General features: G+C 55.8%; 28 protein-coding genes. 21 read left to right on the plus strand and 7 right to left on the minus strand.

The window, feature by feature from the left end; all coding sequences use genetic code 11:
- The first annotated feature begins 82 nt into the window (after nucleotides 1–82).
- From ACOTX5_RS21945 to ACOTX5_RS21985, 9 genes are all read left to right on the plus strand, one after another.
- A complete protein-coding gene (locus ACOTX5_RS21945) occupies nucleotides 83–649 on the plus strand; it encodes a recombinase family protein (RefSeq protein WP_000905010.1) in 567 nt (188 codons plus the stop codon).
- Between the two features lie 142 nt (nucleotides 650–791).
- Nucleotides 792–1,964 (plus strand): phage tail sheath protein, encoded by a 1,173-nt coding sequence (locus ACOTX5_RS21950; RefSeq protein ID WP_000046151.1) that lies wholly within the window; start codon nucleotides 792–794, stop codon nucleotides 1,962–1,964.
- 9 nt (nucleotides 1,965–1,973) lie between these two features.
- On the plus strand, nucleotides 1,974–2,489 hold the full coding sequence (locus ACOTX5_RS21955) for a phage major tail tube protein (RefSeq protein WP_001207660.1): 516 nt from the start codon (nucleotides 1,974–1,976) through the stop codon (nucleotides 2,487–2,489).
- A 54-nt stretch (nucleotides 2,490–2,543) separates the two neighbouring features.
- A complete protein-coding gene (locus tag ACOTX5_RS21960) occupies nucleotides 2,544–2,846 on the plus strand; it encodes a phage tail assembly protein (RefSeq protein ID WP_001281009.1) in 303 nt (100 codons plus the stop codon).
- 14 nt (nucleotides 2,847–2,860) lie between these two features.
- A complete protein-coding gene (locus ACOTX5_RS21965; protein ID WP_000763311.1) occupies nucleotides 2,861–2,980 on the plus strand; it encodes a GpE family phage tail protein in 120 nt (39 codons plus the stop codon).
- On the plus strand, nucleotides 2,973–6,050 hold the full coding sequence (locus ACOTX5_RS21970; RefSeq protein WP_063438824.1) for a phage tail tape measure protein: 3,078 nt from the start codon (nucleotides 2,973–2,975) through the stop codon (nucleotides 6,048–6,050). The genes ACOTX5_RS21965 and ACOTX5_RS21970 overlap by 8 nt, the downstream gene beginning before the upstream one ends.
- Nucleotides 6,047–6,532 (plus strand): phage tail protein, encoded by a 486-nt coding sequence (locus ACOTX5_RS21975; protein ID WP_000980391.1) that lies wholly within the window; start codon nucleotides 6,047–6,049, stop codon nucleotides 6,530–6,532. The genes ACOTX5_RS21970 and ACOTX5_RS21975 overlap by 4 nt, the downstream gene beginning before the upstream one ends.
- Nucleotides 6,529–7,629 carry a phage late control D family protein gene (locus tag ACOTX5_RS21980; RefSeq protein WP_063438825.1) on the plus strand — a complete coding sequence of 367 codons (1,101 nt, stop codon included), beginning with the start codon at nucleotides 6,529–6,531 and terminating at the stop codon, nucleotides 7,627–7,629. Before ACOTX5_RS21975 ends, ACOTX5_RS21980 begins: the two co-directional genes overlap by 4 nt.
- Before the next feature lie 90 nt (nucleotides 7,630–7,719).
- Entirely contained in the window at nucleotides 7,720–7,938 is a 219-nt protein-coding gene (locus ACOTX5_RS21985; RefSeq protein WP_044722442.1) for an ogr/Delta-like zinc finger family protein, read from the plus strand.
- A 235-nt stretch (nucleotides 7,939–8,173) separates the two neighbouring features.
- Here ACOTX5_RS21985 and ACOTX5_RS21990 read toward each other — a convergent pair whose 3' ends face one another.
- A complete protein-coding gene (locus ACOTX5_RS21990) occupies nucleotides 8,174–9,859 on the minus strand; it encodes an aspartate:alanine antiporter (RefSeq protein ID WP_026080732.1) in 1,686 nt (561 codons plus the stop codon).
- A 274-nt stretch (nucleotides 9,860–10,133) separates the two neighbouring features.
- Here ACOTX5_RS21990 and ACOTX5_RS21995 point away from each other — a divergent pair, with 274 nt between their 5' ends.
- Entirely contained in the window at nucleotides 10,134–10,508 is a 375-nt protein-coding gene (locus tag ACOTX5_RS21995) for an inner membrane protein YbjM (RefSeq protein WP_017384878.1), read from the plus strand.
- 30 nt (nucleotides 10,509–10,538) lie between these two features.
- Here ACOTX5_RS21995 and ACOTX5_RS22000 read toward each other — a convergent pair whose 3' ends face one another.
- The gene (locus ACOTX5_RS22000) at nucleotides 10,539–10,808 is read right to left on the minus strand and encodes a GrxA family glutaredoxin (protein ID WP_006809455.1); all 270 of its coding nucleotides are present in this window, start codon (nucleotides 10,806–10,808) and stop codon (nucleotides 10,539–10,541) included.
- Nucleotides 10,809–10,993: 185 nt separating this feature from the next.
- Here ACOTX5_RS22000 and nfsA point away from each other — a divergent pair, with 185 nt between their 5' ends.
- From nfsA to ACOTX5_RS22055, 11 genes are all read left to right on the plus strand, one after another.
- Nucleotides 10,994–11,716: a nitroreductase NfsA gene (nfsA, locus tag ACOTX5_RS22005; RefSeq protein WP_015571015.1), complete on the plus strand. Its 723-nt coding sequence runs from the start codon at nucleotides 10,994–10,996 to the stop codon at nucleotides 11,714–11,716.
- A gap of 64 nt (nucleotides 11,717–11,780) precedes the next feature.
- Nucleotides 11,781–12,683, plus strand: a complete 903-nt coding sequence (gene rimK, locus ACOTX5_RS22010; protein ID WP_017693733.1) for a 30S ribosomal protein S6--L-glutamate ligase — start codon at nucleotides 11,781–11,783, stop codon at nucleotides 12,681–12,683.
- Between the two features lie 63 nt (nucleotides 12,684–12,746).
- Nucleotides 12,747–13,223, plus strand: a complete 477-nt coding sequence (locus tag ACOTX5_RS22015; protein WP_003858385.1) for a YbjN domain-containing protein — start codon at nucleotides 12,747–12,749, stop codon at nucleotides 13,221–13,223.
- A 350-nt stretch (nucleotides 13,224–13,573) separates the two neighbouring features.
- Nucleotides 13,574–14,686 (plus strand): spermidine/putrescine ABC transporter substrate-binding protein PotF, encoded by a 1,113-nt coding sequence (potF, locus tag ACOTX5_RS22020; RefSeq protein ID WP_047726858.1) that lies wholly within the window; start codon nucleotides 13,574–13,576, stop codon nucleotides 14,684–14,686.
- Nucleotides 14,687–14,829: 143 nt separating this feature from the next.
- On the plus strand, nucleotides 14,830–15,963 hold the full coding sequence (potG, locus tag ACOTX5_RS22025) for a putrescine ABC transporter ATP-binding subunit PotG (protein ID WP_017693732.1): 1,134 nt from the start codon (nucleotides 14,830–14,832) through the stop codon (nucleotides 15,961–15,963).
- A gap of 9 nt (nucleotides 15,964–15,972) precedes the next feature.
- Entirely contained in the window at nucleotides 15,973–16,926 is a 954-nt protein-coding gene (gene potH / locus ACOTX5_RS22030; protein WP_017693731.1) for a putrescine ABC transporter permease PotH, read from the plus strand.
- Nucleotides 16,923–17,768: a putrescine ABC transporter permease PotI gene (gene potI / locus ACOTX5_RS22035; RefSeq protein ID WP_003858378.1), complete on the plus strand. Its 846-nt coding sequence runs from the start codon at nucleotides 16,923–16,925 to the stop codon at nucleotides 17,766–17,768. Before potH ends, potI begins: the two co-directional genes overlap by 4 nt.
- 42 nt (nucleotides 17,769–17,810) lie before the next feature.
- Nucleotides 17,811–18,308, plus strand: a complete 498-nt coding sequence (locus ACOTX5_RS22040; protein ID WP_085929694.1) for a YbjO family protein — start codon at nucleotides 17,811–17,813, stop codon at nucleotides 18,306–18,308.
- A 40-nt stretch (nucleotides 18,309–18,348) separates the two neighbouring features.
- Nucleotides 18,349–19,479 carry a 23S rRNA (uracil(747)-C(5))-methyltransferase RlmC gene (gene rlmC, locus ACOTX5_RS22045; RefSeq protein ID WP_017693730.1) on the plus strand — a complete coding sequence of 377 codons (1,131 nt, stop codon included), beginning with the start codon at nucleotides 18,349–18,351 and terminating at the stop codon, nucleotides 19,477–19,479.
- A gap of 313 nt (nucleotides 19,480–19,792) precedes the next feature.
- Nucleotides 19,793–20,500, plus strand: coding sequence for a response regulator transcription factor (locus ACOTX5_RS22050; protein WP_022650690.1), 708 nt, complete (start codon nucleotides 19,793–19,795; stop codon nucleotides 20,498–20,500).
- The gene (locus ACOTX5_RS22055; protein WP_045341375.1) at nucleotides 20,484–21,953 is read left to right on the plus strand and encodes a sensor histidine kinase; all 1,470 of its coding nucleotides are present in this window, start codon (nucleotides 20,484–20,486) and stop codon (nucleotides 21,951–21,953) included. Before ACOTX5_RS22050 ends, ACOTX5_RS22055 begins: the two co-directional genes overlap by 17 nt.
- 76 nt (nucleotides 21,954–22,029) lie before the next feature.
- On the opposite strand, the gene artJ is transcribed toward ACOTX5_RS22055, so the two are convergent.
- The 5 genes from artJ to artP form a co-directional block, all read right to left on the minus strand.
- Nucleotides 22,030–22,761, minus strand: a complete 732-nt coding sequence (gene artJ, locus ACOTX5_RS22060) for an arginine ABC transporter substrate-binding protein ArtJ (RefSeq protein WP_045911416.1) — start codon at nucleotides 22,759–22,761, stop codon at nucleotides 22,030–22,032.
- 179 nt (nucleotides 22,762–22,940) lie between these two features.
- Complete coding sequence (gene artM / locus ACOTX5_RS22065; protein WP_045340580.1) at nucleotides 22,941–23,609, minus strand: arginine ABC transporter permease ArtM; 669 nt, start codon at nucleotides 23,607–23,609, stop codon at nucleotides 22,941–22,943.
- A complete protein-coding gene (artQ, locus tag ACOTX5_RS22070) occupies nucleotides 23,609–24,325 on the minus strand; it encodes an arginine ABC transporter permease ArtQ (RefSeq protein ID WP_003858367.1) in 717 nt (238 codons plus the stop codon). Before artQ ends, artM begins: the two co-directional genes overlap by 1 nt.
- Nucleotides 24,326–24,331: 6 nt before the next feature.
- Nucleotides 24,332–25,063 carry an arginine ABC transporter substrate-binding protein ArtI gene (gene artI / locus ACOTX5_RS22075; protein ID WP_006174322.1) on the minus strand — a complete coding sequence of 244 codons (732 nt, stop codon included), beginning with the start codon at nucleotides 25,061–25,063 and terminating at the stop codon, nucleotides 24,332–24,334.
- 18 nt (nucleotides 25,064–25,081) lie between these two features.
- Nucleotides 25,082–25,810, minus strand: coding sequence for an arginine ABC transporter ATP-binding protein ArtP (gene artP, locus ACOTX5_RS22080; protein WP_045911415.1), 729 nt, complete (start codon nucleotides 25,808–25,810; stop codon nucleotides 25,082–25,084).
- Between the last annotated feature and the right edge of the window lie 89 nt (nucleotides 25,811–25,899).

Below are 25,899 nucleotides of genomic sequence, written 5' to 3' on the forward strand. Positions count from 1 at the left end.
CTTCTCCCAAACCAACGTTTAAGAAAATGCAGAGGTAACAGCTAACTGGCATCATCTCCGGTTTTTATTCAGGGGGATGATCATGCTTATTGGCTATGTACGCGTGTCAACAAATGACCAGAACACCGATTTGCAACGTAATGCACTGAACTGCGCGGGATGTGAGCAGATTTTTGAGGACAAAATCAGTGGCACCAAGTCCGACAGACCGGGGCTGAAAAAACTACTCAGGACACTATCGGCAGGAGACACGCTGGTTGTCTGGAAGCTGGACAGGTTGGGGCGCAGTATGCGTCATCTTGTTACGCTGATAGAAGAGTTGCGCCAGCGTGGTGTGAATTTCAGAAGCCTGACTGACAGTATTGATACCAGTACCCCAATGGGCCGTTTCTTTTTTCATGTCATGGGTGCCCTGGCTGAAATGGAACGCGAACTGATAGTTGAACGTACCAGGGCAGGGCTGGCTGCAGCTCGTGCCAAAGGCAGAGTAGGTGGACGCCGTCCTAAGTTGACCACCGAACAGTGGGCACAGATTGGGCGTTTACTCGAGGCCGGAGAATCAAGACAGCGTATTGCACTGATTTTTGATGTAGGCGTTTCTACCATTTATAGAAAATTTCCGGCAAATAAGATCAATGAATCCCCCTGAATCAGCATTATTTTGATTATCCCTGCAAGTAGACAAATACCGTCATTTTGTGTGAATAACGGTACAACTGCGCTTAGCTGTTTGTCAGGCACAATCACTTCAACATAGGGCGAAGCCTAATCCAATCAGGAGGTTCGCCACTATGGCTCAGGATTACCACCACGGGGTGCGCGTTGTTGAAGTCAACGAAGGTACCCGATCCATTACCACGGTGAGCACCGCCATCGTGGGCATGGTCTGCACGGGCGATGATGCCGATGCAAAAATGTTTCCTCTTAATAAACCCGTGCTGATCACTGATGTGCTGACTGCCAGCGGTAAAGCGGGTGAGTCCGGCACGCTGGCCCGTTCGCTGGATGCCATCTCTGACCAGGCAAAACCCGTGACCGTTGTTGTGCGTGTGCCGCAGGGTGAAACGGAAGAAGAAACCACGACCAATATCATCGGCGCAGTGACTGCTGAAGGTAAAAAAACAGGCATGAAAGCCCTGTTATCTGCCCAGACACAGCTCGGCGTTAAACCGCGCATTCTCGGCGTGCCGGGTCACGATAACAAAGCCGTTGCGACTGAGTTGCTGAGTGTGGCGCAAAGCCTGCGTGGGTTTGCCTACCTGTCAGCGTATGGCTGCAAGACGGTACAGGAGGCGATCACTTACCGTGAAAACTTCAGCCAGCGCGAAGGAATGCTGATCTGGCCTGACTTTACTGGCTGGGACACGGTGCTGAATGCCGAAGCAACGGCATATGCCACCGCCCGTGCGCTTGGTCTGCGTGCCAAAATTGATGAGCAGACCGGGTGGCACAAAAGCCTGTCCAACGTGGGCGTGAACGGTGTCACCGGAATTTCTGCAGATGTGTTCTGGGATCTGCAGGACCCGGCAACCGATGCAGGTCTGCTGAACCAGAACGACGTCACCACGCTTGTGCGTAAAGACGGTTTCCGCTTCTGGGGTTCCCGCTGCCTGAGTGATGACCCGCTCTTTGCCTTCGAAAACTACACCCGCACGGCGCAGGTGCTGACGGACACGATGGCAGAAGCACACATGTGGGCGGTGGATAAACCGCTTAACCCGTCGCTGGCCCGCGACATTATCGAAGGTATCCGCGCCAAAATGCGCAGCCTGGTCAGTCAGGGCTATCTCATTGGTGGTGATTGCTGGCTGGATGAGTCGGTGAACGACAAAGACACGCTGAAAGCCGGAAAACTCACCATCGACTACGACTACACGCCAGTGCCGCCACTTGAAAACCTGATGCTGCGTCAGCGCATCACCGATCAGTACCTGGTGAATTTCGCCAGCCAGGTCAGCGCGTAAGGGGACAACATGGCTTTACCACGCAAATTAAAACACCTGAACCTGTTTAACGACGGGAACAACTGGCAGGGGATCGTTGAGTCGCTGACGCTGCCGAAATTTACCCGCAAATATGAGAAGTATCGCGGCGGCGGAATGCCGGGTGCGGTGGATGTGGATCTGGGGCTTGATGACAGTGCGCTGGACACAGAATTTTCCATTGGTGGTACTGAATTGCTGCTGTTTAAACAGATGGGTAAAGCCACGGTGGATGGCATCCAGCTGCGCTTTACCGGCTCTATTCAGCGTGACGATACCGGGGAAGTGCAGGCCGTGGAGCTTGTCGTGCGTGGACGTCACAAAGAAGTGGATTCCGGCGAGTGGAAGACGGGCGAAAGCAACACCACCAAAGTGACCAGTACCAACAGCTACGCGAAGCTGACCATCAATGGTGAGGTGCTCTATGAAGTGGACCTTATCAACATGGTGGAAATTGTGGACGGTGTGGACCTGATGGAAGCGCACCGCAACGCCCTCGGCCTCTGATATATCTGAACGGCGCGGGATACCGCGCCAGAACCCAATTGACAGGACAGCAAAATGAGCGATAAGCAGACTGAAAAGACCATTCAACTGGATACCCCCATCAAGCGCGGTAAAACAGAAATCACCGAAATTGTGCTGCGTAAACCGCAGTCCGGTGCGCTGCGCGGTACACGCCTGCAGGCCATTATGGATATGGATGTAAACGCGATGATGACCGTGATCCCCCGCATCTCCAGTCCGGCACTGACTGCACAGGAAATTGCAGAGATGGACCCGGCAGATCTCACTGCCATGTCGGTTGAGGTTGTCACTTTTTTGTTGAAGAAGTCGGTGCTTGCCGGTTTACCGACAGCCTGACGGTTGACGATCTGGTGGCAGATATCGCCACCATTTTTCACTGGCCGCCATCCGTTACTGACGTTATGCCGCTGACCGAAGTGCTGGAATGGCGGTATAAAGCGATTCAGAGAAGCGGGGCCAACGATGAGTGATAACAACCTGCGTCTGCAGGTCATTCTTAATGCGGTTGACAAGCTCACCCGACCATTTCGATCTGCGCAGGCCAGTTCAAGAGAACTGGCTGCTGCTGTCAAAAAATCCCGCGATGCAATAAAGCAGCTTGATCAGGCCGGGAGCAGTTTGGACAGCTTCCGAAAGCTGCAGGCAGAAAATCAGAAATTAGGCGACAGGCTGAACTATGCCCGCCAGCGTGCAAATTTGCTCAGTCAGGAACTGGGAGCGATGGGGCCGCCTTCGCAACGTCAGGTTGTTGCTCTGGGCCGTCAACGGCTGGCTGTTCAGCGCCTGGAAGAACGCCAGAAAAAGCTGCAGCAGCAGACGGCGCTTGTGCGTGCTGAACTGTACCGGGCGGGAATTTCTGCGAAAGACGATGCGGGAGCAACTGCCCGTTTAGCCCGTGAAACATCACGTTATAACCAGGAACTTTCGAAACAGGAGGCGCGGCTGAAGCGACTGGGGGAAGCTCAGCGCAGGATGAATGCAGCGCGTGCCAGTTATGCCCGTTCGCTGGAGGTGCGTGATCGTATTGCAGGTGCCGGAGCCACCACCACGGCTGCAGGGCTGGCAATGGGTGCGCCAGTGATGGCGGCAGTAAAAAGCTATACCAGCATGGAAGATGCCATGAAAGGTGTGGCAAAGCAGGTCAATGGTCTGCGTGACGATAATGGCAACCGCACTGCACGTTTTTATGAAATGCAGGATGCCATCAAGGCTGCCAGCGAACAGCTGCCGATGGAAAACGGTGCGGTGGACTTCGCTGCACTGGTTGAAGGTGGGGCGCGCATGAACGTCGCAAACCCTGACGACAGCTGGGAAGACCAGAAACGTGATCTGCTGGCCTTCGCCAGCACGGCAGCAAAGGCGGCAACAGCCTTTGAGCTGCCAGCGGATGAACTGTCAGAAAGTCTGGGGAAAATCGCCCAGCTCTACAAAATCCCTACCCGCAATATTGAACAGCTCGGTGATGCGCTGAACTATCTGGATGATAACGCCATGTCGAAAGGGGCAGACATCATTGATGTCATGCAACGCCTGGGCGGTGTGGCTGATCGTCTGGATTATCGTAAAGCGGCGGCGCTGGGTTCCACCTTCCTGACTCTGGGGGCTGCGCCGGAGGTTGCAGCCAGTGCAGCAAACGCGATGGTGCGTGAATTGTCCATTGCCACCATGCAAAGCAAGAGTTTCTTTGAAGGGATGAATCTGCTGAAACTCAATCCTGAAGTGATTGAAAAGCAGATGACGAAGGATGCGATGGGAACTATCCAGCGTGTGCTGGAGAAGGTGAACGCACTGCCGCAGGACAAGCGTCTGTCTGCCATGACCATGTTGTTTGGTAAAGAGTTTGGCGATGACGCGGCGAAACTGGCAAACAACCTGCCGGAACTACAGCGCCAGCTAAAACTGACAGCGGGCAATGATGCGCTCGGTTCCATGCAGAAAGAATCCGACATCAACAAAGACTCACTTTCTGCTCAGTGGTTGCTGGTCAAAACCGGAGCGCAGAACACCTTCAGCAGCCTGGGCGAAACGCTGCGCCAGCCGCTGTTGGATATTCTGTACACGGTGAAAAGCATCACGGGGGCGTTGCGCCGCTGGGTGGAAGCTAACCCGGAACTGACAGGCACACTGATGAAAGTAGCCGCTATTGTGGCTGCGGTTACCGTAGGCCTCGGCACCTTAGCGGTGGCGCTGGCTGCAGTGCTGGGGCCGCTGGCAGTGATCCGTCTGGGATTCTCTGTGCTGGGTATCAAAACGTTACCTTCCGTTACGGCAGCAGTAACACGAACCAGCAGCGCGTTGTCCTGGCTGGCTGGCGCACCACTGGCACTGCTGCGACGCGGGCTTGCTTCATCGGGCAACGCAGCGGGTTTACTTACTGCGCCGTTGTCGTCTTTGCGTCGCACGGCATCACTGACGGGGAATGTCCTGAAAACTGTAGCAGGTGCGCCGGTTGCACTATTGCGGTCTGGATTATCCGGTTTACGTGCTGTTGCTGTGATGTTTATGAATCCTCTGGCGGTACTGCGCGGTGGACTGACCGCCGCAGGTACGGTGCTGCGAGTACTGGCATCTGGTCCACTGGCGATGCTGCGCGTTGCCCTGTATGCCATATCTGGTCTGTTAGGTGCTCTGCTCAGTCCGATAGGTCTTGTGGTTACTGCACTGGCAGGCGTGGCGCTGGTTGTCTGGAAATACTGGCAACCCATCACCGCATTTCTCGGTGGAGTGGTGGAAGGATTCAAAGCGGCGGCAGGTCCCATCAGTGCTGCATTCGAACCACTTAAGCCTGTGTTTCAGTGGATTGGCGACAAAGTGCAGGCGCTGTGGGGCTGGTTTACTGATCTGCTGACGCCTGTTAAGTCGACCTCTGCCGAACTGCAGAGCGCAGCGGCAATGGGGCGACGATTCGGGGAGGCACTGGCGGAAGGGCTGAATATGGTCATGCATCCGCTGGACTCCCTGAAATCCGGCGTTTCCTGGTTGCTGGAAAAACTCGGCATTGTCAGTAAAGAGGCCGCAAAGGCAAAACTACCGGAAAGCGTGACGCGTCAGCAACCTGCGACGGTGAATGCGGACGGTAAAGTGATGATGCCATCGGGTGGTTTGCCGTCATGGGGATATGGCTTTGCGGGGATGTATGACAGCGGCGGCTATATTCCGCGCGGGCAGTTTGGCATCGTCGGTGAAAACGGGCCTGAAATTGTCAACGGCCCGGCAAATGTGACCAGCCGGAGAAATACAGCTGCACTGGCTGCCGTTGTTGCCGGAATGATGGGCGTTGCTGCCGCGCCAGCAGAGCTTCCACCGTTGCACCCTTTGGCACTTCCCGCGAAAGGTGGAGAAGCAATTGTGAGTCGCGCAGCCACTGTGCCGCCCGTTTACAGGATTGAGGCACCGACGCAGATCATCATCCAGACGCAGTCAGGACAAAGTGCGCAGGATATTGCGCGGGAGGTGGCCCGCCAGCTTGATGAACGTGAACGCAGGCTGAAGGCAAAAGCCAGGAGTAACTACAGCGATCAGGGGGGATACGACGCATGATGATGGTGCTGGGATTGTACGTGTTTATGCTGCGCACCGTGCCGTATCAGGAACTGCAGTATCAGCGCAGCTGGCGACATGCGGCTAACAGCCGGGTTAACCGACGACCGTCAACGCAGTTTCTGGGACCGGATAACGACATGCTGACGCTTTCTGGCGTTCTTATGCCGGAGATTACAGGCGGCAGGCTGTCGTTGCTGGCACTGGAGCAGATGGCAGAACAGGGAAAAGCATGGCCCCTGATTGAAGGCAGCGGCACGATTTACGGCATGTATGTGATTGAGGGACTGAATCAGACTAAAACGGAGTTTTTCCGCGACGGTATGCCGCGCCGGATTGAGTTCACCCTGTCGCTCAAACGAGTGGATGAATCCCTGTCCGATATGTTCGGTGATCTCAGTGCGCAGCTGAATAATCTGCAGGACACGGCAACGTCTGCCTTAAGCGATATCAGTAAAACGGTGGGAGGGCTGCTGTCGTGAATTTCAGCTCTGAACTGCTTAACAAAGGCAACAAAACTCCGGCATTCAGCATCAGTATTGAGGGCAGGGATATCACCACTGTGCTGGATAACCGCCTGATGAGTCTGACGCTGACGGACAATCGGGGCTTTGAAGCGGACCAGCTTGATCTGGAGCTGGACGACGCCGATGGAAAAATAGCGCTGCCGCGCCGTGGTGCGGTCATTACGCTGGCGCTGGGCTGGAAGGGGCAGCCGCTTTTCCCGAAAGGGGCATTCACGGTGGATGAAATTGAACACACTGGCGCACCGGACCGCCTGACTATCCGGGCGCGAAGTGCTGATTTTCGGGAAACGCTGAATACCCGCCGTGAAAAGTCGTGGCACAAGACCACCGTTGGGGAAGTGGTAAAGGAAATAGCTGCGCGGCACAAACTGAAGATGGCACTGGGTAAAGACCTGTCTGATAAACCCGTGGAGCATATAGACCAGACTAATGAGAGTGACGGCAGTTTTCTGATGCGGCTGGCGCGACAGTACGGTGCTATTGGGTCGGTGAAAAATGGCAATCTGTTATTCATCCGGCAGGGACAGGGTAAAAGCGCCAGCGGTAAACCACTACCGGTGATCACTATCACACGTAAGGACGGCGACAGTCACCGCTTTACCCTGGCGGATCGCGGAGCTTACACGGGTGTAATTGCCAGCTGGTTGCATACCCGCGAACCCGCGAAGAAAGAAAGCACCACGGTGAAGCGTAAGCGCAGGACTAAGAAGCAGAAGAAAGAGCCGGAAGCGAAGCAGGGCGATTACCTGGTGGGTACGGATGAAAACGTGCTGGTACTTAATCGCACTTATGCCAACCGGAGCAACGCCGAACGAGCGGCGAAAATGCAGTGGGAACGCCTGCAACGCGGAGTTGCGTCATTCTCGCTACAACTGGCGGAAGGGCGGGCAGATCTCTACACGGAAATGCCAGTGAAAGTCAGTGGCTTTAAACAGCCGATAGATGATGCGGAATGGACCATTACGACTCTGACGCATACCGTCAGCCCGGATAACGGTTTTACGACCAGTCTGGAGCTTGAAGTGAGGATTGATGATTTCGAAATGGAATGATTCTTCGCAATGGAGAACTTTTAAGTTTGCAAAATGGAATAATGCGGTATCATTATTGTGAATTTAGCAAAAATGGGGAGAACTCGAAAAATGATGATTTGCCCACTGTGTGGAAGTGTCGCCCATACTCGCAGCAGTTTTCAGGTATCTTCATTGACCAAAGAGCGTTACAACCAGTGCCAGAACATTAACTGCAGCCATACTTTTGTTACCCATGAAACTTTTGTTCGTTCGATTGCAACGCCAAAAGAGTCAAATCCGGTTCAGCCGCATCCAATGAAATCAGGACAGGTGGCGCTCTCTCTTTGACGCTGCCGCCATTTTGTCGCCATCATTAAAAAACAGTGCTTCTAACATCATGATTTTAAAAGGCATAAATTTCAGGCAACAAAAAACCCATCAACCTTGAACCAAAACGGCGGGGTTGATGGGCTCCACAAATTGGGGACATCAAAGAAAAGCAGTGGCACTAGTTATGACTGCACCCTGCGTAAAAAGTTCTGCGCGTAACGAAAATTTTTTCAGCCACACGCAAACTTGAGATTTATCCGAGTCCTGGCCAGATAATGATGATCAGCGTACCCGCCAGCGTCAGCAGCACGTTGGCGATGGCGTACGTGCCTGCATAGCCCAGCGCCGGGATATTGCTGCGCGCGGTGTCGCTGATGATCTCCATCGCCGGTGCGCAGGTGCGCGCGCCCATCATCGCGCCGAAGAGCAGGGCGCGGTTCATGCGCAGCACGTAGGCGCCGAACAGGAAACAGATCACCACCGGTACCAGGCTGACGATAAGTCCGGAAACCAACATTTGCCAGCCGACCGCGCCCAGGCCGTTGCCAATGCCGCTCCCGGCGCTTAAGCCGACACCCGCCATAAAGACCATCAGACCGAACTCTTTCACCATATTCAGCGCCCCCTGAGGGATATAGCCGAAGGTGGGATGGTTCGCTCGCAGGAAGCCCAGCATGATCCCGGCGAACAGCAGACCGGCTGCGTTACCAATGCCGAAGCTAAAGTTGCTGAACTGGAAGGTTATCATCCCGATCATCAGGCCGACAATGAAGAAGGCGCAGAAGGCTAACAGGTCCGTCACCTGGCTGTGGATCGAGATAAAGCCGATACGGTCGGCAACGGTTTTAACACGTCGGGCATCGCCGCTGACCTGCAACACATCGCCTTTATTGAGCACCACGTTATCGTCGATAGGCATTTCAATCTGGCTGCGGATCACGCGGTTGAGGAAACAACCGTGGTCGGTCAGCTTCAGCTGTGCCAGACGGCGGCCCACGGCGTTGTGGTTTTTCACCACAATCTCTTCGGTGACGATACGCATGTCCAGCAGGTCGCGGTCAAACACCTCTTTCCCGTTGCGGAAGCTCGGATCGAGACGCGCGTGGGCGTCCGGGTAGCCAACAAGGGCGATGTCATCGCCCATCTGGAGCACCGCGTCACCGTCCGGGTTTGCCAGAATGCCGTTACGACGGATACGTTCGATGTAGCAGCCGGTCTGACGGTAGATCCCCAGCTCGCGCAGGTTTTTCCCGTCGGTCCAGGCAACCAGCTCCGGCCCGACGCGGTAGGCGCGGATCACCGGCAGGTAAACTTTACGTTTGGAGTCCGTGTCCAGGCCGCGCTCGCGGGCGATGGTCTGGGCGCTGGTCTGAAGATCCTGATGCTGAAGTTTTGGCAGATAGCGCGCGCCAACAATCAGGCTCACCAGACCAATCAGATAGGTCAGGGCATAGCCCAGACTCAGGTTGTCCAGCGCGGAGGAAAGCTGCGTGCCTGCCATGCCAGAATGACGAAGCGTATCCCCCGCGCCAACAAGCACCGGCGTGGAGGTCATCGAGCCTGCCAGCATACCGGCCGTTAAGCCGATATCCCAGCCAAACAGTTTGCCCAGCCCTAACGCAATCAGCAGGGCGCTACCGACCATCACCAGCGCCAGCATCAGGTAATTTTTGCCGTCTCGGAAGAAAATGGAAAAAAAGTTCGGACCAGCTTCCACGCCTACGCAAAAAATAAACAGCATGAAACCTAAGTTAAGCGCGTCCGTGTTAATACTGAAATGTTGTTGACCTAATAACAGGGAGACGACTAAAACGCCAATGGAATTACCAAGTTGAACTGAACCCAGGCGTAATTTACCCAGACAAAGGCCCAGCGCCAGTACCACAAATAATAACAGGATGTAATTCCCATTTAACAAGTCTGCGACGTTTATATTCACGGAGGCTAACTTCTTGTTTACCAGTAAGTTGTTGAATGAAAGGACTATTTGGGCTACTGTTTTCAGAGTCAGGGAATCACTTTGCATCTCCCTGCTTCCTGATAAATACCCTAAACACTAGCAGTCGGTTAGTTTAATCGTAATAGCTACCGACAGCCACCTATTATCGCACGACTTCTGTGCGTGCTTTGGCAAGGATTGCCGCATTGCTTTATCTGACTGGGCGTCCACCGGACGATTTTTGTATTTGATAGAGATAAGTCAGGAGGATAGTTTGAACTTTAAACGAAACTGGGCTGGCGTAATCAGCTGTTTTTTGCTGTTTACGGTCGTTTGCATGTCGCTCGCTTTTAACGTGAAAGGCGCCTTCAGAGCGTCCGGTCATCCCGAGCTGGGCCTGTTGTTCTTCATCCTGCCGGGGGTAGTCGCTGGTTTTCTCTCGCGTAAAGGCGAGGTGGTGATGCCGCTTATTGGGGCAATGCTTGCGGCCCCGCTCTGCCTGCTTCTGATGCGCGTGCTGTTTCTCTCGTCGAGAAGCGTCTGGCAGGAAGTGGCGTGGCTACTGAGTGGCGTTTTCTGGTGTGCGCTGGGCGCGCTCTGTTTCTTATTTACGCGCAGCCTGCTGCAACAGCGGAAGCACCGTAAATAAAAACGCCCTCAGGGTGAGGGCGTCTTCGCATTACTGAGCCGCAAACAGGCCCAGGTGTTCTTTGGCGTAGGCCTCAAAATCGGTGCAGCCGCCGATGTGTTTCTGATCGAGGAAGATCTGCGGCACGGTTTCAACCGGTTTACCCACGGTTTTTTCCAGATCGGCTTTAGTGATGCCTTCCGCGTGGATATCCACGTAACGGAAGTTGAAATCATCACGTTCTTCAGTCAGTTTCTCTGCCAGCTCTTTCGCGCGTACACAGTAAGGGCATCCTGGACGACCAAAAATTACTGCAAACATTTCTCTCTCCTCAAAAAACAAGCCTGACGGCGAATGGCGCCTATAGTGCACGATAACCTGCCGTCATGGAAAGAAGGTTTCACCTGTCACTTTGATACAGTCAGGCTATGTTTCGCCAATTACATCAGGTGGATCATTGCCTATACTGGCTGCCATACGTTTTACGCAACACAAAGAGAGACAAAATGACGCCAACCATTGACCTGCTTCGTTCCCACCGTTCCATTCGCCATTTCACCGATGAGCCGATTACCCAGGCGCAGCGGGAAGCAATCATCGACAGCGCAAGAGGCACCTCCAGTTCCAGCTTTTTGCAGTGCAGCTCCATTATCCGCATCACCGATCCGGCGATGCGTGAGCAGCTGGTAACGCTGACGGGCGGACAAAAGCACGTTGCCCAGGCGGCTGAGTTCTGGGTGTTCTGCGCCGATTTTAACCGTCATCTGCAAATCTGCCCCGAGGCCGAGCTGGGGCTGGCGGAACAGCTGCTGCTGGGCGTGGTGGATACGGCGCTGATGGCGCAAAACGCGTTCACGGCGGCGGAATCGCTGGGGCTTGGCGGCGTCTATATTGGCGGGCTGCGTAACAACATCGAAAGCGTGACGGAACTGCTGAAGCTGCCGAAACACGTGCTGCCGCTGTTTGGTCTGTGCCTCGGCTGGCCGGCGGATAACCCGGATCTGAAGCCGCGCATTCCTGCTGCGATGCTGGTGCATGAAAACCACTACCAGCCGGTCGACCAGGACGTTCTGCATCAATACGATGAAGAGCTGGCGAACTACTATCTGACGCGCGACAGCAACAACCGCCGCGACACCTGGAGCGACCATATTCGTCGCACCATCATCAAGGAGAACCGCCCGTTCATTCTTGATTACCTGCACAAACAGGGCTGGGCAACGCGGTAGTCCATTCCTCCTGCGCCTCGTGTATGATAGGCAGGCTTTTACCATGTCTTTAGAGAGGTGCAGGGTGAAAATTGCCATATTGTCCCGGGATGGAACGCTCTATTCATGTAAACGCCTGCGAGAAGCGGCGGCGAAACGCGGACATCAGATTGAGATCCTCGATCCAATGTCCTGCTATATGAACATCGACCCTGCGGCATCGTCGATTCATTACAAAGGCCGCAAACTCCCGCATTTTGATGCGGTGATCCCCCGCATTGGCTCCCAGATCACCTATTACGGTACGGCTGCGCTGCGCCAGTTTGAAATGCTGGGAAGCTATCCGCTCAACGAGTCCGTGGCGATCTCCCGCGCCCGCGATAAGCTGCGCTCGCTGCAACTGCTGGCGCGCCAGGGGATCGATCTGCCCGTCACCGGGATTGCCCACTCCCCGGACGATACCAGCGATTTAATCGACATGGTGGGCGGTGCGCCGCTGGTCATTAAGCTGGTGGAAGGCACGCAGGGTATTGGGGTGGTACTGGCGGAGACGCGTCAGGCGGCGGAAAGCGTGATTGACGCGTTTCGCGGTCTGAATGCCCATATTCTGGTGCAGGAGTATATTAAAGAGGCCAACGGGTGCGACATCCGCTGCTTTGTAGTGGGCGATGAGGTGGTGGCCGCCATAGAGCGGCAGGCAAAAGAGGGCGACTTCCGCTCTAACCTACACCGCGGCGGTATCGCGCGGGTGGCCCTTATTAGCGAGCGCGAGCGCGAGATTGCGGTGAAAGCAGCGCAGACGCTGGGCCTGGACGTGGCGGGGGTCGATCTGCTGCGTGCCGGGCGCGGGCCGCTGGTAATGGAAGTCAACGCCTCGCCGGGGCTGGAAGGGGTGGAAAAAACCACAGGCGTCGATATTGCAGGTAAAATGATCGCATGGATTGAACGCCATGCGACGCCGGGATTTTGCCTGAAAACGGGCGGTTAAATGGATCGGCGCGCACTTTTTGCGTAATCTGGACAACGTTTTTATTTAAGAGGCTGCACAGCGATGGATTTACAGGTCGTACCTACACTGGATACGTTACGTCAATGGCTCGATGATGCCGGTATTACTTTCTTCGAATGCGACTCCTGCCAGGCGCTGCATCTGCCTCACATGCAAAATTTCGATGGCATTTTCGATGCCAAAATCGATCTGATTAACGACGTGATCCTGTTCTCGGCGCTGGCTGAAGTAAAGCCTTCTGCGCTGCTGGCGCTGGCGTCTGATCTGTCAGCGATCAACGCCAGTTCTTTGACGGTGAAAGCGTTTCTCGACATACAGGATGATAATCTGCCAAAGCTGGTGGTTTGCCAGTCTTTATTCTCCGGCGCGGGGCTCTCCTTCAAGCAGTTCGCCTGGTTTATGCGCCTGAGCGAAGAGCAAATTTCCATGGTAATGATGGAAGCCAACGCACATCACCTGCTGTATAGCGCGGAAGATGATGCCGAGAATAATGATGCATCTCCCAATTTTCTCCACTAAGCCTGTCTGACTTTTGCGCAGTCGCTGCCAGAGCGGCTGCATAACACCGTTTTTTCTGCTGCTTTTAACCTTTCTTTAAAGAGTTTTTCACCTCCTCTCCGGCCGTTTCGGCTTATCACGTAGACATAATCTGCATAAAAAATTGATAAAAGGCGTTTTTTCGTCTGGGCTATAGCCGGAGACACGGGCTACAGTTATTCTTGCGGTGCTTAAAAAAGCGAGCGGAACCTGCCGGAATGAGGGGGGTATTTTATTTCGGGCAGAGCGACAAACTATGCATGATTATTGCATATCTTCAGGCTGCACAGATTTGGTTCGTTTGTTAACGAACTTTCAGAAGGAATAACAATATGATCGCCTTGAATAAAAAATGGTTATCGGGTCTGGTTGCGGGTGCTCTGATGGCCGTCTCTGCCGGCACGCTCGCTGCGGAACAAAAAACGCTGCACGTCTATAACTGGTCTGACTATATTGCGCCGGACACCGTCGCGAATTTTGAAAAAGAGACCGGCATTAAGGTTGTCTACGACGTATTCGATTCCAACGAAGTGCTGGAAGGCAAACTGATGGCGGGCAGCACCGGTTTCGATCTGGTGGTGCCGTCGGCAAGCTTCCTGGAGCGTCAGCTGACCGCCGGTGTCTTCCAGCCGCTGGACAAGAGCAAATTACCAAACTGGAAAAACCTCGATCCGGACGTGCTGAAGCTGGTGGCGAAGCACGATCCGGAGAATAAATACGCGATGCCTTACCTGTGGGCGACCACCGGTATTGGCTATAACGTGGATAAAGTCAAAGCGGCGCTGGGCCCGGACGTCAAGCTGGACAGCTGGGACGTGGTGCTGAAGCCGGAAAACCTCGAGAAGCTGAAAAGCTGCGGCGTCTCTTTCCTCGATGCGCCGGAAGAGATTTTCGCCACCGTGCTTAACTATCTCGGCAAAGATCCAAACAGCAGCAAGGCCGACGACTACACCGGTCCGGCGACCGACCTGCTCCTGAAGCTGCGTCCGAATATTCGCTACTTCCACTCCTCTCAGTACATCAACGACCTGGCTAACGGGGATATCTGCGTGGCCATCGGCTGGGCGGGCGATGTCTGGCAGGCGGCGAACCGCGCGAAAGAGGCCAAAAACGGTGTGAATGTTTCCTACTTCATTCCGAAGGAGGGGGCGCTGGCGTTCTTCGACGTCTTCGCGATGCCGGCTGATGCGAAAAATAAAGAGGAAGCGTATCAGTTCCTCAACTACCTGATGCGTCCGGAGGTGATTGCCCACATCAGCGACCATGTCTACTACGCCAACGGTAACAAGGCCTCCGTGCCGCTGGTGAGCGAAGAAATCCGCAATAATCCGGCGATCTATCCGCCAGCCGATGTGTTTGTCAAGCTCTTCACCCTGAAAGTGCAGGAACCGAAAATTGACCGTGTGCGTACCCGCGCGTGGACCAAGGTGAAAAGCGGTAAGTAACGGCGTTTGATATCGTTGCCCGGTGGCGCTGCCGCTTACCGGGCCGACAAATCCCGTAGGCCGGGCAAGCGTTAGCGCCGCCCGGCGATGCGCACCCTGACGGTGCGTTTGCACCAGTGTTGATCTATGCCGGAGAACACCCCGTGAATGACGCGATCCCCCGCCCGCAGGCGAAAGTCCGTAAAGCGCTGACCCCGCTTCTTGAAATTCGTAACCTCACCAAATCCTTCGACGGCCAGCATGCCGTGGACGATGTCAGCCTGACGATCTACAAAGGTGAAATTTTTGCTTTGCTCGGCGCATCGGGCTGCGGCAAATCCACACTGCTGCGTATGCTGGCAGGCTTTGAACAGCCTACCGCCGGGCAGATCGTGCTGGATGGGGTAGACCTCTCCAGCGTGCCGCCGTACCAGCGGCCCATAAACATGATGTTCCAGTCCTATGCCCTGTTCCCGCACATGACCGTTGAGCAGAACATCGCCTTCGGCCTGAAGCAGGACAAACTGCCGAAAGCCGAAATCACCGCGCGCGTGGCAGAGATGCTGAGCCTGGTGCATATGCAGGAGTTTGCGAAGCGTAAGCCGCATCAGCTTTCCGGCGGTCAGCGTCAGCGCGTGGCGCTGGCAAGAAGTCTGGCGAAGCGTCCAAAATTATTACTGCTCGACGAGCCGATGGGCGCGCTGGATAAAAAGCTGCGCGACCGGATGCAGCTGGAAGTGGTGGATATCCTCGAGCGCGTGGGGGTGACCTGCGTGATGGTGACTCATGACCAGGAAGAGGCGATGACCATGGCCGGGCGCATTGCGATCATGAATCGCGGTAAGTTCGTGCAGATCGGCGAGCCGGAAGAGATCTACGAACACCCGACAACCCGCTACAGCGCGGAGTTCATCGGCTCGGTAAACGTCTTCGAAGGGCTACTGAAGGAACGCCAGGACGACGGTCTGGTGATTGAATCGCCGGGGCTGGTGCACCCGCTGAAGGTTGATTCTGATAACTCCGTAGTGGACAACGTGCCGGTTTACGTTGCCCTGCGCCCGGAAAAAATCATGCTTTGCGATGAGCCGCCCGCCGATGGCTATAACTTTGCCGTGGGCGAAGTGGTGCACATTGCCTATCTCGGCGATCTGTCGATTTACCATGTGCGCCTGAAAAGCGGCCAGATGCTCAGCGCCCAGTTACAGAACGAACACCGGTATCGCAAGGGACAGCCAACCTGGGGCGACGAAGTGAGCCTCTGCTGGGATGCGGACAGTTGCGTAGTCCTGACGGTATAAGGAGCGGTCATGAGCACACTTGAACCTCCAGCCCGCGTCAAAAAACCGGGCGGTTTCGCGCTCTGGCTGGCGCGCATGCAGATGGCGCATGGCCGCAAGCTGGTCATCGCCATGCCCTATATCTGGCTGATCCTGCTGTTTCTGCTGCCGTTCCTGATCGTCTTTAAGATCAGCCTGGCGGAGATGGCGCGGGCGATCCCACCGTATACCGATCTGTGGGAGTGGGCCGACGGGCAGCTGACGCTGACCTTAAACCTCGGTAATTTCCTGCAACTGACCGACGATCCGCTCTATTTCGAAGCCTATTTGCAGTCGTTACAGGTTGCGGCTATTTCTACGATCTGCTGCTTGTTGATGGGCTACCCGCTGGCGTGGGCAGTGGCGCACAGCAAGCCGTCGACGCGCAATATTTTACTGCTGTTGGTCATTTTACCGTCGTGGACGTCGTTCCTGATCCGCGTGTACGCGTGGATGGGGATCCTGAAGAATAACGGCATACTGAATAACTTCCTGCTGTGGCTTGGGGTCATCGACCAGCCGCTGACGATCCTGCACACCAACCTTGCGGTGTATATCGGGATTGTCTATGCGTATCTGCCGTTTATGGTGCTGCCGATCTATACGGCGCTGACGCGCATTGACTACTCGCTGGTGGAAGCTTCGCTGGATCTCGGCGCACGCCCGTTGAAAACTTTCTTCAGCGTCATTGTGCCGCTCACCAAAGGCGGGATCATCGCCGGATCGATGCTGGTGTTTATCCCGGCGGTCGGGGAGTTTGTGATCCCGGAACTGCTCGGCGGCCCGGACAGCATCATGATTGGCCGCGTGCTGTGGCAGGAGTTCTTCAATAACCGCGACTGGCCGGTGGCCTCGGCGGTGGCGATTGTCATGTTACTGCTGCTGATCGTGCCGATCATGTGGTTCCACAAACATCAGCAGAAACAGATGGGAGACCACGGATGAACAACTTACCGGTAGTACGCTCCCCGTGGCGAATTGCGATCCTGATTATCGGCTTTACCTTCCTGTATGCGCCGATGCTGATGCTGGTGATCTACTCGTTCAACAGCTCTAAGCTGGTCACCGTCTGGGCGGGCTGGTCGACGCGCTGGTACAGCGAGCTGTTCCACGATGATGCGATGATGAGCGCGGTGGGGCTGAGCCTGACTATTGCGGCGCTGGCGGCGACGATGGCCTGCGTGCTGGGCACGATCGCCGCGCTGGTGATGGTGCGCTTTGGCCGTTTCCGCGGGGCGAATGGTTTCGCGTTTATGATCACCGCCCCGCTGGTCATGCCGGACGTCATCACCGGCCTGTCGCTGCTGCTGCTGTTTGTCGCGCTGGCGCACGCCATCGGCTGGCCAGCGGATCGCGGGATGCTCACCATCTGGCTGGCGCATGTCACCTTCTGTACGGCGTATGTGGCGGTGGTCATCTCCTCGCGGCTGCGCGAGCTGGATCGCTCCATTGAAGAGGCGGCAATGGATCTCGGCGCAACGCCGCTGAAGGTCTTTTTCATCATCACGCTGCCGATGATTATGCCGGCGGTGATCTCCGGCTGGCTGCTGGCGTTCACGCTCTCGCTCGACGATCTGGTTATCGCCAGCTTTGTGTCGGGACCGGGCGCGACGACGCTGCCGATGCTGGTCTTCTCCAGCGTGCGGATGGGGGTGAATCCGGAGATCAACGCCCTGGCGTCCATCATCCTTGGCGTGGTCGGAATTGTCGGATTTATCGCCTGGTATTTGATGGCGCGCGCGGAAAAACAGCGTGTGCGCGATATCCAGCGTGCAAGACGCGGCTGAAGGAATTACTATTTCCAGTGATGTGCCGCGTATGACGCGGCACTGTTTTTCAGGGAAGTAAAAACATTGGGATTCTTACAAAAAACACGTCATTCGCACGCTCGTCCGAACGTCCCTGCACTGGTGCAGGTGGCGGCGCTCGCCATTATTATGATCCGCTGCCTGGATGTGCTGATGATAATGAACACGCTGGGTCCGCGCGGAATGGGGGAATTTATTCACCGCAGCGCGCAGACGTGGAATCTGACGCTTGTGTTTCTCAGCAGCCTGATGCTGGTGTTTATTGAGATCTACTGTGCGTTCTCGCTGGTGAAAGGACGTAACTGGGCGCGCTGGGTGTATCTGCTTACGCAGATCACCGCCGCAGGCTACCTGTGGGCCGCCTCGCTGGGCTATGGCTATCCGGAGCTGTTCAGCATACCCGGTGAGTCGCGACGCGAGATTTTCCATTCACTGGTGATGCAAAAACTGCCGGATATGCTGGTGCTCTGCCTGCTTTATCTCCCGGCTTCCAGTCGGCGGTTCTTCCGCCTGCAATAATGTGTATAATCGCAGCCCTCGTGTTTCTTAAGGTTTTCATATGCAGTGCGCACTCTATGACGCCGGACGCTGCCGCTCCTGTCAGTGGATAGAACAACCGGTATCTCAACAACTCACCGCCAAAATGGCCGACCTGCAACAGCTGCTGACAGCACATGCGGTGGGCGAGTGGTGCGCACCCGTCAGTGGCCCGGAACAGGGCTTTCGCAATAAAGCCAAAATGGTGGTCAGCGGCAGCGTTGAAAAGCCGCTGCTGGGGATGCTGCACCGCGACGGCACCCCGGAAGATTTAACCGACTGCCCGCTATATCCCGCCTCGTTTGAGCCGGTGTTTAGCGCGCTGAAACCGTTTATCGCCCGGGCGGGGTTAACGCCCTATAACGTTGCCCGCAGGCGCGGCGAGCTGAAATACCTTTTGCTGACCGAAAGCCAGATCGACGGCGGGATGATGCTGCGCTTTGTGCTGCGTTCGGAAAACAAGCTGGAGCAGCTGCGCGCGGCGCTTCCGGGGTTGCAGGAACAGCTTCCGCAGCTCAAGGTTATCACCGCGAATATTCAGCCGGTGCATATGGCGATCATGGAAGGGGAGAAAGAGATTTTCTTCACCGAACAGCATGCGCTGGCGGAGAGCTTTAACGGCGTGCCGCTGTGGATCCGTCCGCAAAGCTTCTTTCAAACTAACCCCACCGTCGCCAGCGCGCTGTATGCCACCGCGCGCGACTGGGTGCGTGCGTTACAGGTTCATCACATGTGGGATCTGTTCTGCGGCGTCGGCGGCTTTGGCCTGCACTGTGCCACGCCAGACATGCAGCTCACCGGAATTGAGATCTCCGCCGAAGCGATTGCCTGCGCGAAGCAGTCCGCCGCAGAGCTGGGGCTGACGAATCTGCACTTCCAGGCGCTGGACTCGACCCGGTTCGCCACCGGACAGGGCAACGTGCCGGAGCTGGTGCTGGTGAACCCGCCGCGCCGGGGTATCGGCCAGGCGCTCTGCGACTACCTGAGCCAGATGGCGCCGGAGTACATTGTCTACTCCAGCTGTAACGCGCAGACCATGGCGAAGGATATCGCTCATCTACCGGGCTACCGCATTGAACGCGTGCAGCTTTTCGATATGTTCCCGCATACCGCCCATTATGAAGTGCTGACGTTGTTGGTGAAAACGCGCTAATCCTCAACATCGCCCGGTGGCGCTGCGCTTACCGGGCCTACGATCCGGAGTAGGCCGGGTAAGGCGTAGCCGCCACCCGGCTTTGTTTGCTCAACCCAGTAATGCGACTCCCGTCTCTGTTTTAAGCCAGCGTGGCGCTTTCAACTGGTCGGCAAAATAGCCTGTCAGCTCACGTTGTTAACCAAAGCGCAGGCCGGGTAAGGCGAAGCCGTCACCCGGCATAAACCCCGCACAATGTTCAACAAAATGTGAACTCTTCCCCCGCTCGAAATCAGGTAAGCTTACGTCATAACAAATGATTGAAGGCTTACCCATGAAGCAGATCCTGCTGGTAGAAGATGACCACGATATCGCGGCACTCCTGCGTCTTAACCTGGAAGATGAAGGCTATGCCATTACCCACGAGCCCGACGGGGGCAACGCCTTACAGCGTCTTGAAACACAGCCGTGGGACGCGGTGATCCTCGATCTGATGCTGCCGAATGTCGATGGTCTGGAGATTTGCCGCCGTATCCGCCAGATGACCCGCTACCTGCCCATTATCATCATTAGCGCCCGCAGCAGTGAAACTGACCGTATTACCGGCCTGGAAACCGGGGCGGATGATTATCTGGCAAAACCTTTCTCGGTGCAGGAGCTGATTGCCCGCATTAAGGCGCTGTTTCGCCGTCAGCAGGCGATGGGCCAGGCGCAGACGGACGGCATTATTCAGGCGCACGGACTGACTATCGATCCGCTGGCGCGCACCGTGCGCCTTAACGGCCAACACGTCGATCTCACCCCGCGCGAATTTGAACTGCTCTATTTCTTTGCCCGCCATCCCGGAGAGGTCTTTTCGCGGCTGGCACTGCTGGAGCAGGTATGGGGGTATCAGCACGAAGGCTACGAACACACCGTCAATACCCACATTAACCGCCTGCGCATTAAAATAGAGAAAGATGCCGCCGAGCCGGAGATCGTTCGCACCGTCTGGGGCAAAGGCTACAAATTTGCGGAGCAGAATCATGATGCGTCGCTTTAGCCTGAGCCAGCGCCTGACGCTGCTGTTTACGGCGTTACTGCTGCTCTGCGCCACCGTCGCCTGTGCGGTGCAGCTCTACAGTAGCATGCAGTACGGCAATGCGATGGTGCAGCGGCTCTCCGGCGGGCTGGCGCAGCAGATTGTGCAGCGGGAAGCGATTGTGGATGCGCAGGGCAGGGTGGATCGCAGCGCCTTAAAACCGCTGTTCGACCGGCTGATGACCTTTAATCCGAGCGTCGAGCTGTATGTTGTCTCGCCAGATGGCGATATCCTGGCCGATGCCGCCCCGCCAGGGCACATTCAGCGGCAAAAAATTGACCTCGTGCCGATACAGAATTTCCTCAGCGGGACGGTGATGCCGGTGTTTGGCGACGATCCCCGAAGCCAGAATAAGAAAGTCTTCAGCGCCACCCCGCTGCGGCAGGACGGTGAGCTGAAGGGGTATCTGTACATTATTTTGCAGGGGGAGGAGTCCAACGCGCTGGCGGAGATGGCCTGGCACAAAGCGCTCTGGAGTACGGCGCTGTGGTCGATGCTGCTGGTGGCGCTGTTTGGTCTGCTGGCGGGGTTGCTGCTCTGGTACTGGGTGACGCGCCCGGTTAAAGAGCTCACGCTGGACGTGGCCGGGCTGGAGCAGGACAGCATCAGCGCGATTAAGCAGCTGGCGGCCCAGCCGCTTGAGCCTGCCGGCCAGGATGAAGTGGCGATCCTGCGCAATACCTTTATCGAGCTGGCGCGCAAAATCACCTCTCAGTGGGATCGGCTGGCCGACAGCGACCGCCAGCGCCGGGAGTTTATCGCCAACATTTCGCACGACTTACGCACCCCGCTGACGTCGCTGCTGGGTTATCTGGAAACGCTGTCGCTGAAATCCGCAACGCTGTCGCCGCAGGAGCATCAGCAGTACCTCGCTACCGCGCTGCGTCAGGGGCAAAAGGTACGCCATCTGTCGCAGCAGCTGTTCGAGCTGGCGCGTCTTGAGCACGGCGGCATCAAGCCCCAGCGCGAGCGTTTTGCCATGGCTGAACTGATTTCCGACGTGGCGCAAAAGTTTGAACTCGCTGCCCGCACGCGTGAGTTAAATCTGCACATTGACGTCCCGGGTCCGCTGCCGCAGGTGTTGGCCGATGTTTCCATGATTGAACGGGTGGTGACGAATCTGCTGGATAATGCGATACGCCATACCCCAGCAGGTGGAGACATTCGTCTGGCGGTGTGGCAGGAGAACGACCGGTTACAGGTTGAAGTGGCCGACAGCGGAACGGGTGTTGATGCCGCATTACGGGACGATCTGTTCCAGCGTCCGTCAGCGTTAAATCCACAGGCCTCACGGGAGCACCGGGGCGGGTTAGGGCTGTTAATCGTGAAAAGAATGCTGGAGCTGCACGGCGGGGGGATCAGGCTGATGGAGTCCGTGAGCGGGGCACGGTTCAGGTTCTTTGTGCCGCTTTAAGAAATTGCCGGGTGGCGGCTTCGCCTTACCCGGCCTACAGACCACCCCCGTAGGCCAGGTCACCCGGCAAAAAAGGTTATTGCGGGAACCACTGATCGCTGATTTTCTGGTATGTGCCGTCAGCTTTGATCGCTTTCAGCGCGCCGTTCAGTTTCTCAAGCAGAGCCTTGTTATCCGGACGCACGGCAATACCGAGGCCAGTGCCGAAATACTGCGGATCGGTCACTTTCTCCGTCGCTGTACCCAGCTGCGGGTTGGTTTTCAGCCACTCATTCACGACCGCGGTGTCGCCAAATACGCCATCAATACGGCCATTTTTCAGGTCGATAATGGCGTTCTGGTAGCTGTCGTAGGCCACGGTTTTCACTTCAGGATGCTTGTCCTGGAGGTATTTCTGGTGCGTGGTGCCGTTCTCCATGCCGATGCGCTTGCCTTTCAGCTCGTCGAAAGATTTATAAGCCCCTTTCTTCGCAATCACCACCGCAGAGTTCGCGTAGTACGGGTCGGTGAACGCGACCTGCTTGCTGCGCTCTGGCGTGATGTCCATGCCGGAGATCACCGCGTCGTACTTTTTAAATTTCAGGGACGGGATCAGGCTGTCAAATGCGTGGTTAGTAAAGGTGCAGTCGGCCTGCATCTGCTTGCACAGCGCTTTCGCCAGGTCGATGTCGAAGCCGACGATCTGGTTGCTGGCATCCAGCGATTCAAACGGCGGATAGGTGGCAGAAACGCCGAAATTGATTTTATCTGCGGCGGATGCGCCAGCGGCGAAGGTTGCGAGGAATGCGGCCAGAACTAACTTTTTCATTGTAATGCTCCCGTCTGTCAATCTTGTCATTATGCGCCGTGTCTGCGGCATGGATGTACAATGCCACTCAATGAATTTATATGCAATAAATATGATTAAATATTATTTAATGCATAAAAAAATGCGGGTAACCCATCAGGTTACCCGCACTACGAAAACAGCTTTATGCATTAAGTCGATTAATTTCTGCGCTCAAACGCCAGCGCCTTACGCTCGATAAGACGCATCATCAGGGTCAGCAGACCGTTGACCACCAGATAGACCAGACCCGCCGCCCCGAACACCATCACGTCGTAGGTGCGTCCGTACAGCAGCTGTCCGTGGCCCATCACTTCCATCAGGGTGATGGTGTAGGCCAGAGAGGTACTTTTGAACACCAGCACGACTTCGTTGGAATAGGAAGAGAGGGCGCGCTTAAAGGCATAAGGCAGCAGGATCGCCAGCGTATCCTTCTTGCTCATGCCCAGCGCCCCGCAGGACTGCCACTGGCCTTCCGGGATCGCGCGAATGGCGCCGTAGAACAGCTGCGTGGTATAGGCCGCGCTGTTCAGGGAGAGGGCAATCAGGGCGCAGAGCCATGGCTCAGAGAGCAGATGCCAGATAACCGGATATTCCTGTAACGACGGGAACTGGCCCGGGCCGTAGTAAATCAGGAAGATCTGCACCAGCAGCGGCGTTCCGGTAAAGAGCGTAATGTAGCCACGTACAATCCACACCAGCGCCGGCGTTTTCAGCGTCAGGACGATGGTGAAGATCAGCGCCAGGATCAGCGCCACGATGATAGACGCGACGGTCAGCGTCAGGCTGGTGTGCAGCCCTTTCATCAGTTCGGGTAAATAATCCAGCATCAGCCTGGTCTCCGTTCAAAACGCGTTGCGCGCAGATCAATACGCTTCAGAACGTACTGGCTTAGCAACGTGATCACCAGGTAGATAGCCGCCGCGACGATGTACCAGGTAAACGGCTCCTGCGTACGGGTGGCGATACTTTTGGTTTGCAACATCAAATCGTTCACGCTGATCAGGCTCACCAGCGCGGTATCTTTCAGCAGTACCAGCCACTGATTACCCAGCCCTGGCAGGGCATGACGCCACATCTGCGGCATCACCAGGCGGAAGAAGATCGCCGCTTTCGACAGACCCAGCGCCTGGCCGGATTCCCATTGACCCTGCGGTACCGCTTTCAGCGCGCCGCGCAGCGTTTGTGACGCATAGGCCGAATAGAGCAGGGAGAGCGCAATCACGCCGCACAGGAACGGGCTGACGTCGAAGTTCTCAATCTGCATCTGCACCGGGATCTGCGCAAAGCCGAGATTAATCGTGAAGCCGTCCGACAGTGTTAACAGCAGCTGTGAGGAGCCGAAATAGATAAACAGGACCACCAGAATTTCCGGCAGTCCACGCAGCACAGTCACCAGCGCTGAACCGAGCCATGCGACAGGGCGCCACTTAACGGACTCCCACACCGCAAAGAACATCGCCAGTACGAGGCCGATAATCAGTGCACAAACGGCAAGGCCGACGGTCATCCCGGCGGCGCTTGCTAAAGGAAAAATTTCATTCATCAGGAATTACTTCTGGAACCATTTTTTGTAGATGGTTTCGTAGGTGCCGTCTTTCTTCACTTTTTCCAGCGCAGCGTTGAATTTCTGCTGCAACTCGGTATTGCCCTGACGTACGGCAATACCCAGACCTGTACCGAAGTAGTCTTTATCGGTCACCTTGTCACCCACGGCGGCCAGCTTGTCGTTCGCTTTCAGCCATTCAGTCACAACAGCCGTGTCCCCGAACACCGCATCGATACGACCGTTTTGCAGGTCCAGCTTCGCATTCTGGTAGCTGTCATACGGCACGGTGGTGATTTCCGGATGCTTATCCATGATGAATTTCTGGTGCGTGGTGCCGTTCTGCACGCCGACTTTCTTGCCTTTCAGCAGGTCAACGGAGGCGTATTTACCTTTCTGACCGATGAACAGGGCCGAGTTGTCATAGTAAGGGGTGGTGAACAGAACCTGCTTTTCTCGCTCCGGAGTGATGTCCATTCCGGCCATTACGGCGTCGATACGGCGGAACTTCAGGCTTGGGATCAGGCTGTCGAACGCCTGGTTGCTGAAGGTACAGGTCGCGTCGATCTCTTTACACAGGGCGTTTGCCAGGTCCACGTCGAAGCCAACAATCTTGTTGTTCGCATCAATGGATTCAAACGGAGGGTAGGACGCTTCAGTGGCGAAACGGATGGTCTGGGCTGCGGTAGCGGAAAGGCTGACGCTAGCAAGCAGCGCGGCAATCAATACTTTTTTCATTATAATTTCCCTAACACATCAGTGAGATAAATAGTTTTTGAAGGCATCGGTTTGCGGGTTAGTGAAGCAGCTCGCGTCACCCTGCTCAACGATATACCCGTTTTCCATATAGACCACGCGGCTGGCGGTTTTGCGCGCCACTTCCACCTCGTGGGTCACGATGACCTGGGTAATGTTGGTTTCCGCCAGCTCACGAATAATGCTCACGATCTGGGCGGTAATTTCCGGGTCCAGCGCCGCGGTTGGCTCGTCAAACAGCAGCACTGCCGGCTCCATCATCAGCGCACGGGCGATCGCCACACGCTGTTGCTGACCACCAGAGAGGTGTAAAGGGTACCGGTCGCTGTACGGTTTCAGACGCAGACGTTCCAGCAGCTTTTCCGCACGCGCCATCGCCTGGTCTTTGCTTAAGCCAAGCACGCGGCACGGGGCTTCAATCAGGTTTTGCACCACCGTCAGATGCGGCCAGAGATTGTATTGCTGGAAAACCATGCCCACGTTTTGACGCAGTTCACGAATCGCTTTATCAGACGGGGTTTTCGCGAAGTCAAAATGGTTACCGGTGATGGCCAGCGTCCCCGAACGGGGCATTTCAAGCAGATTAAGAACACGCAGAAGGGAGCTTTTTCCCGCGCCGCTTGGGCCGAGCAAAACCAGCGTTTCGCCCTCCGGGCAACTCAGCGTAATGTCGAACAGCGCCTGGTGTGCGCCGTAGAAGCAGTTAATGCCGTTTAGTTTAATACTCATCGGGGCAGTCTTTACTCATCCAGGCAATCTATAGCAATTGAGGCCGCAGATAGTACCGTTGACAGAATAGTTATGCAATATTTCTGCGT

It is taken from the genome of Enterobacter cloacae complex sp. IR5441 (genome assembly GCF_049238215.1).
Taxonomy (GTDB): Bacteria; Pseudomonadota; Gammaproteobacteria; order Enterobacterales; family Enterobacteriaceae; genus Enterobacter; species Enterobacter hormaechei_C.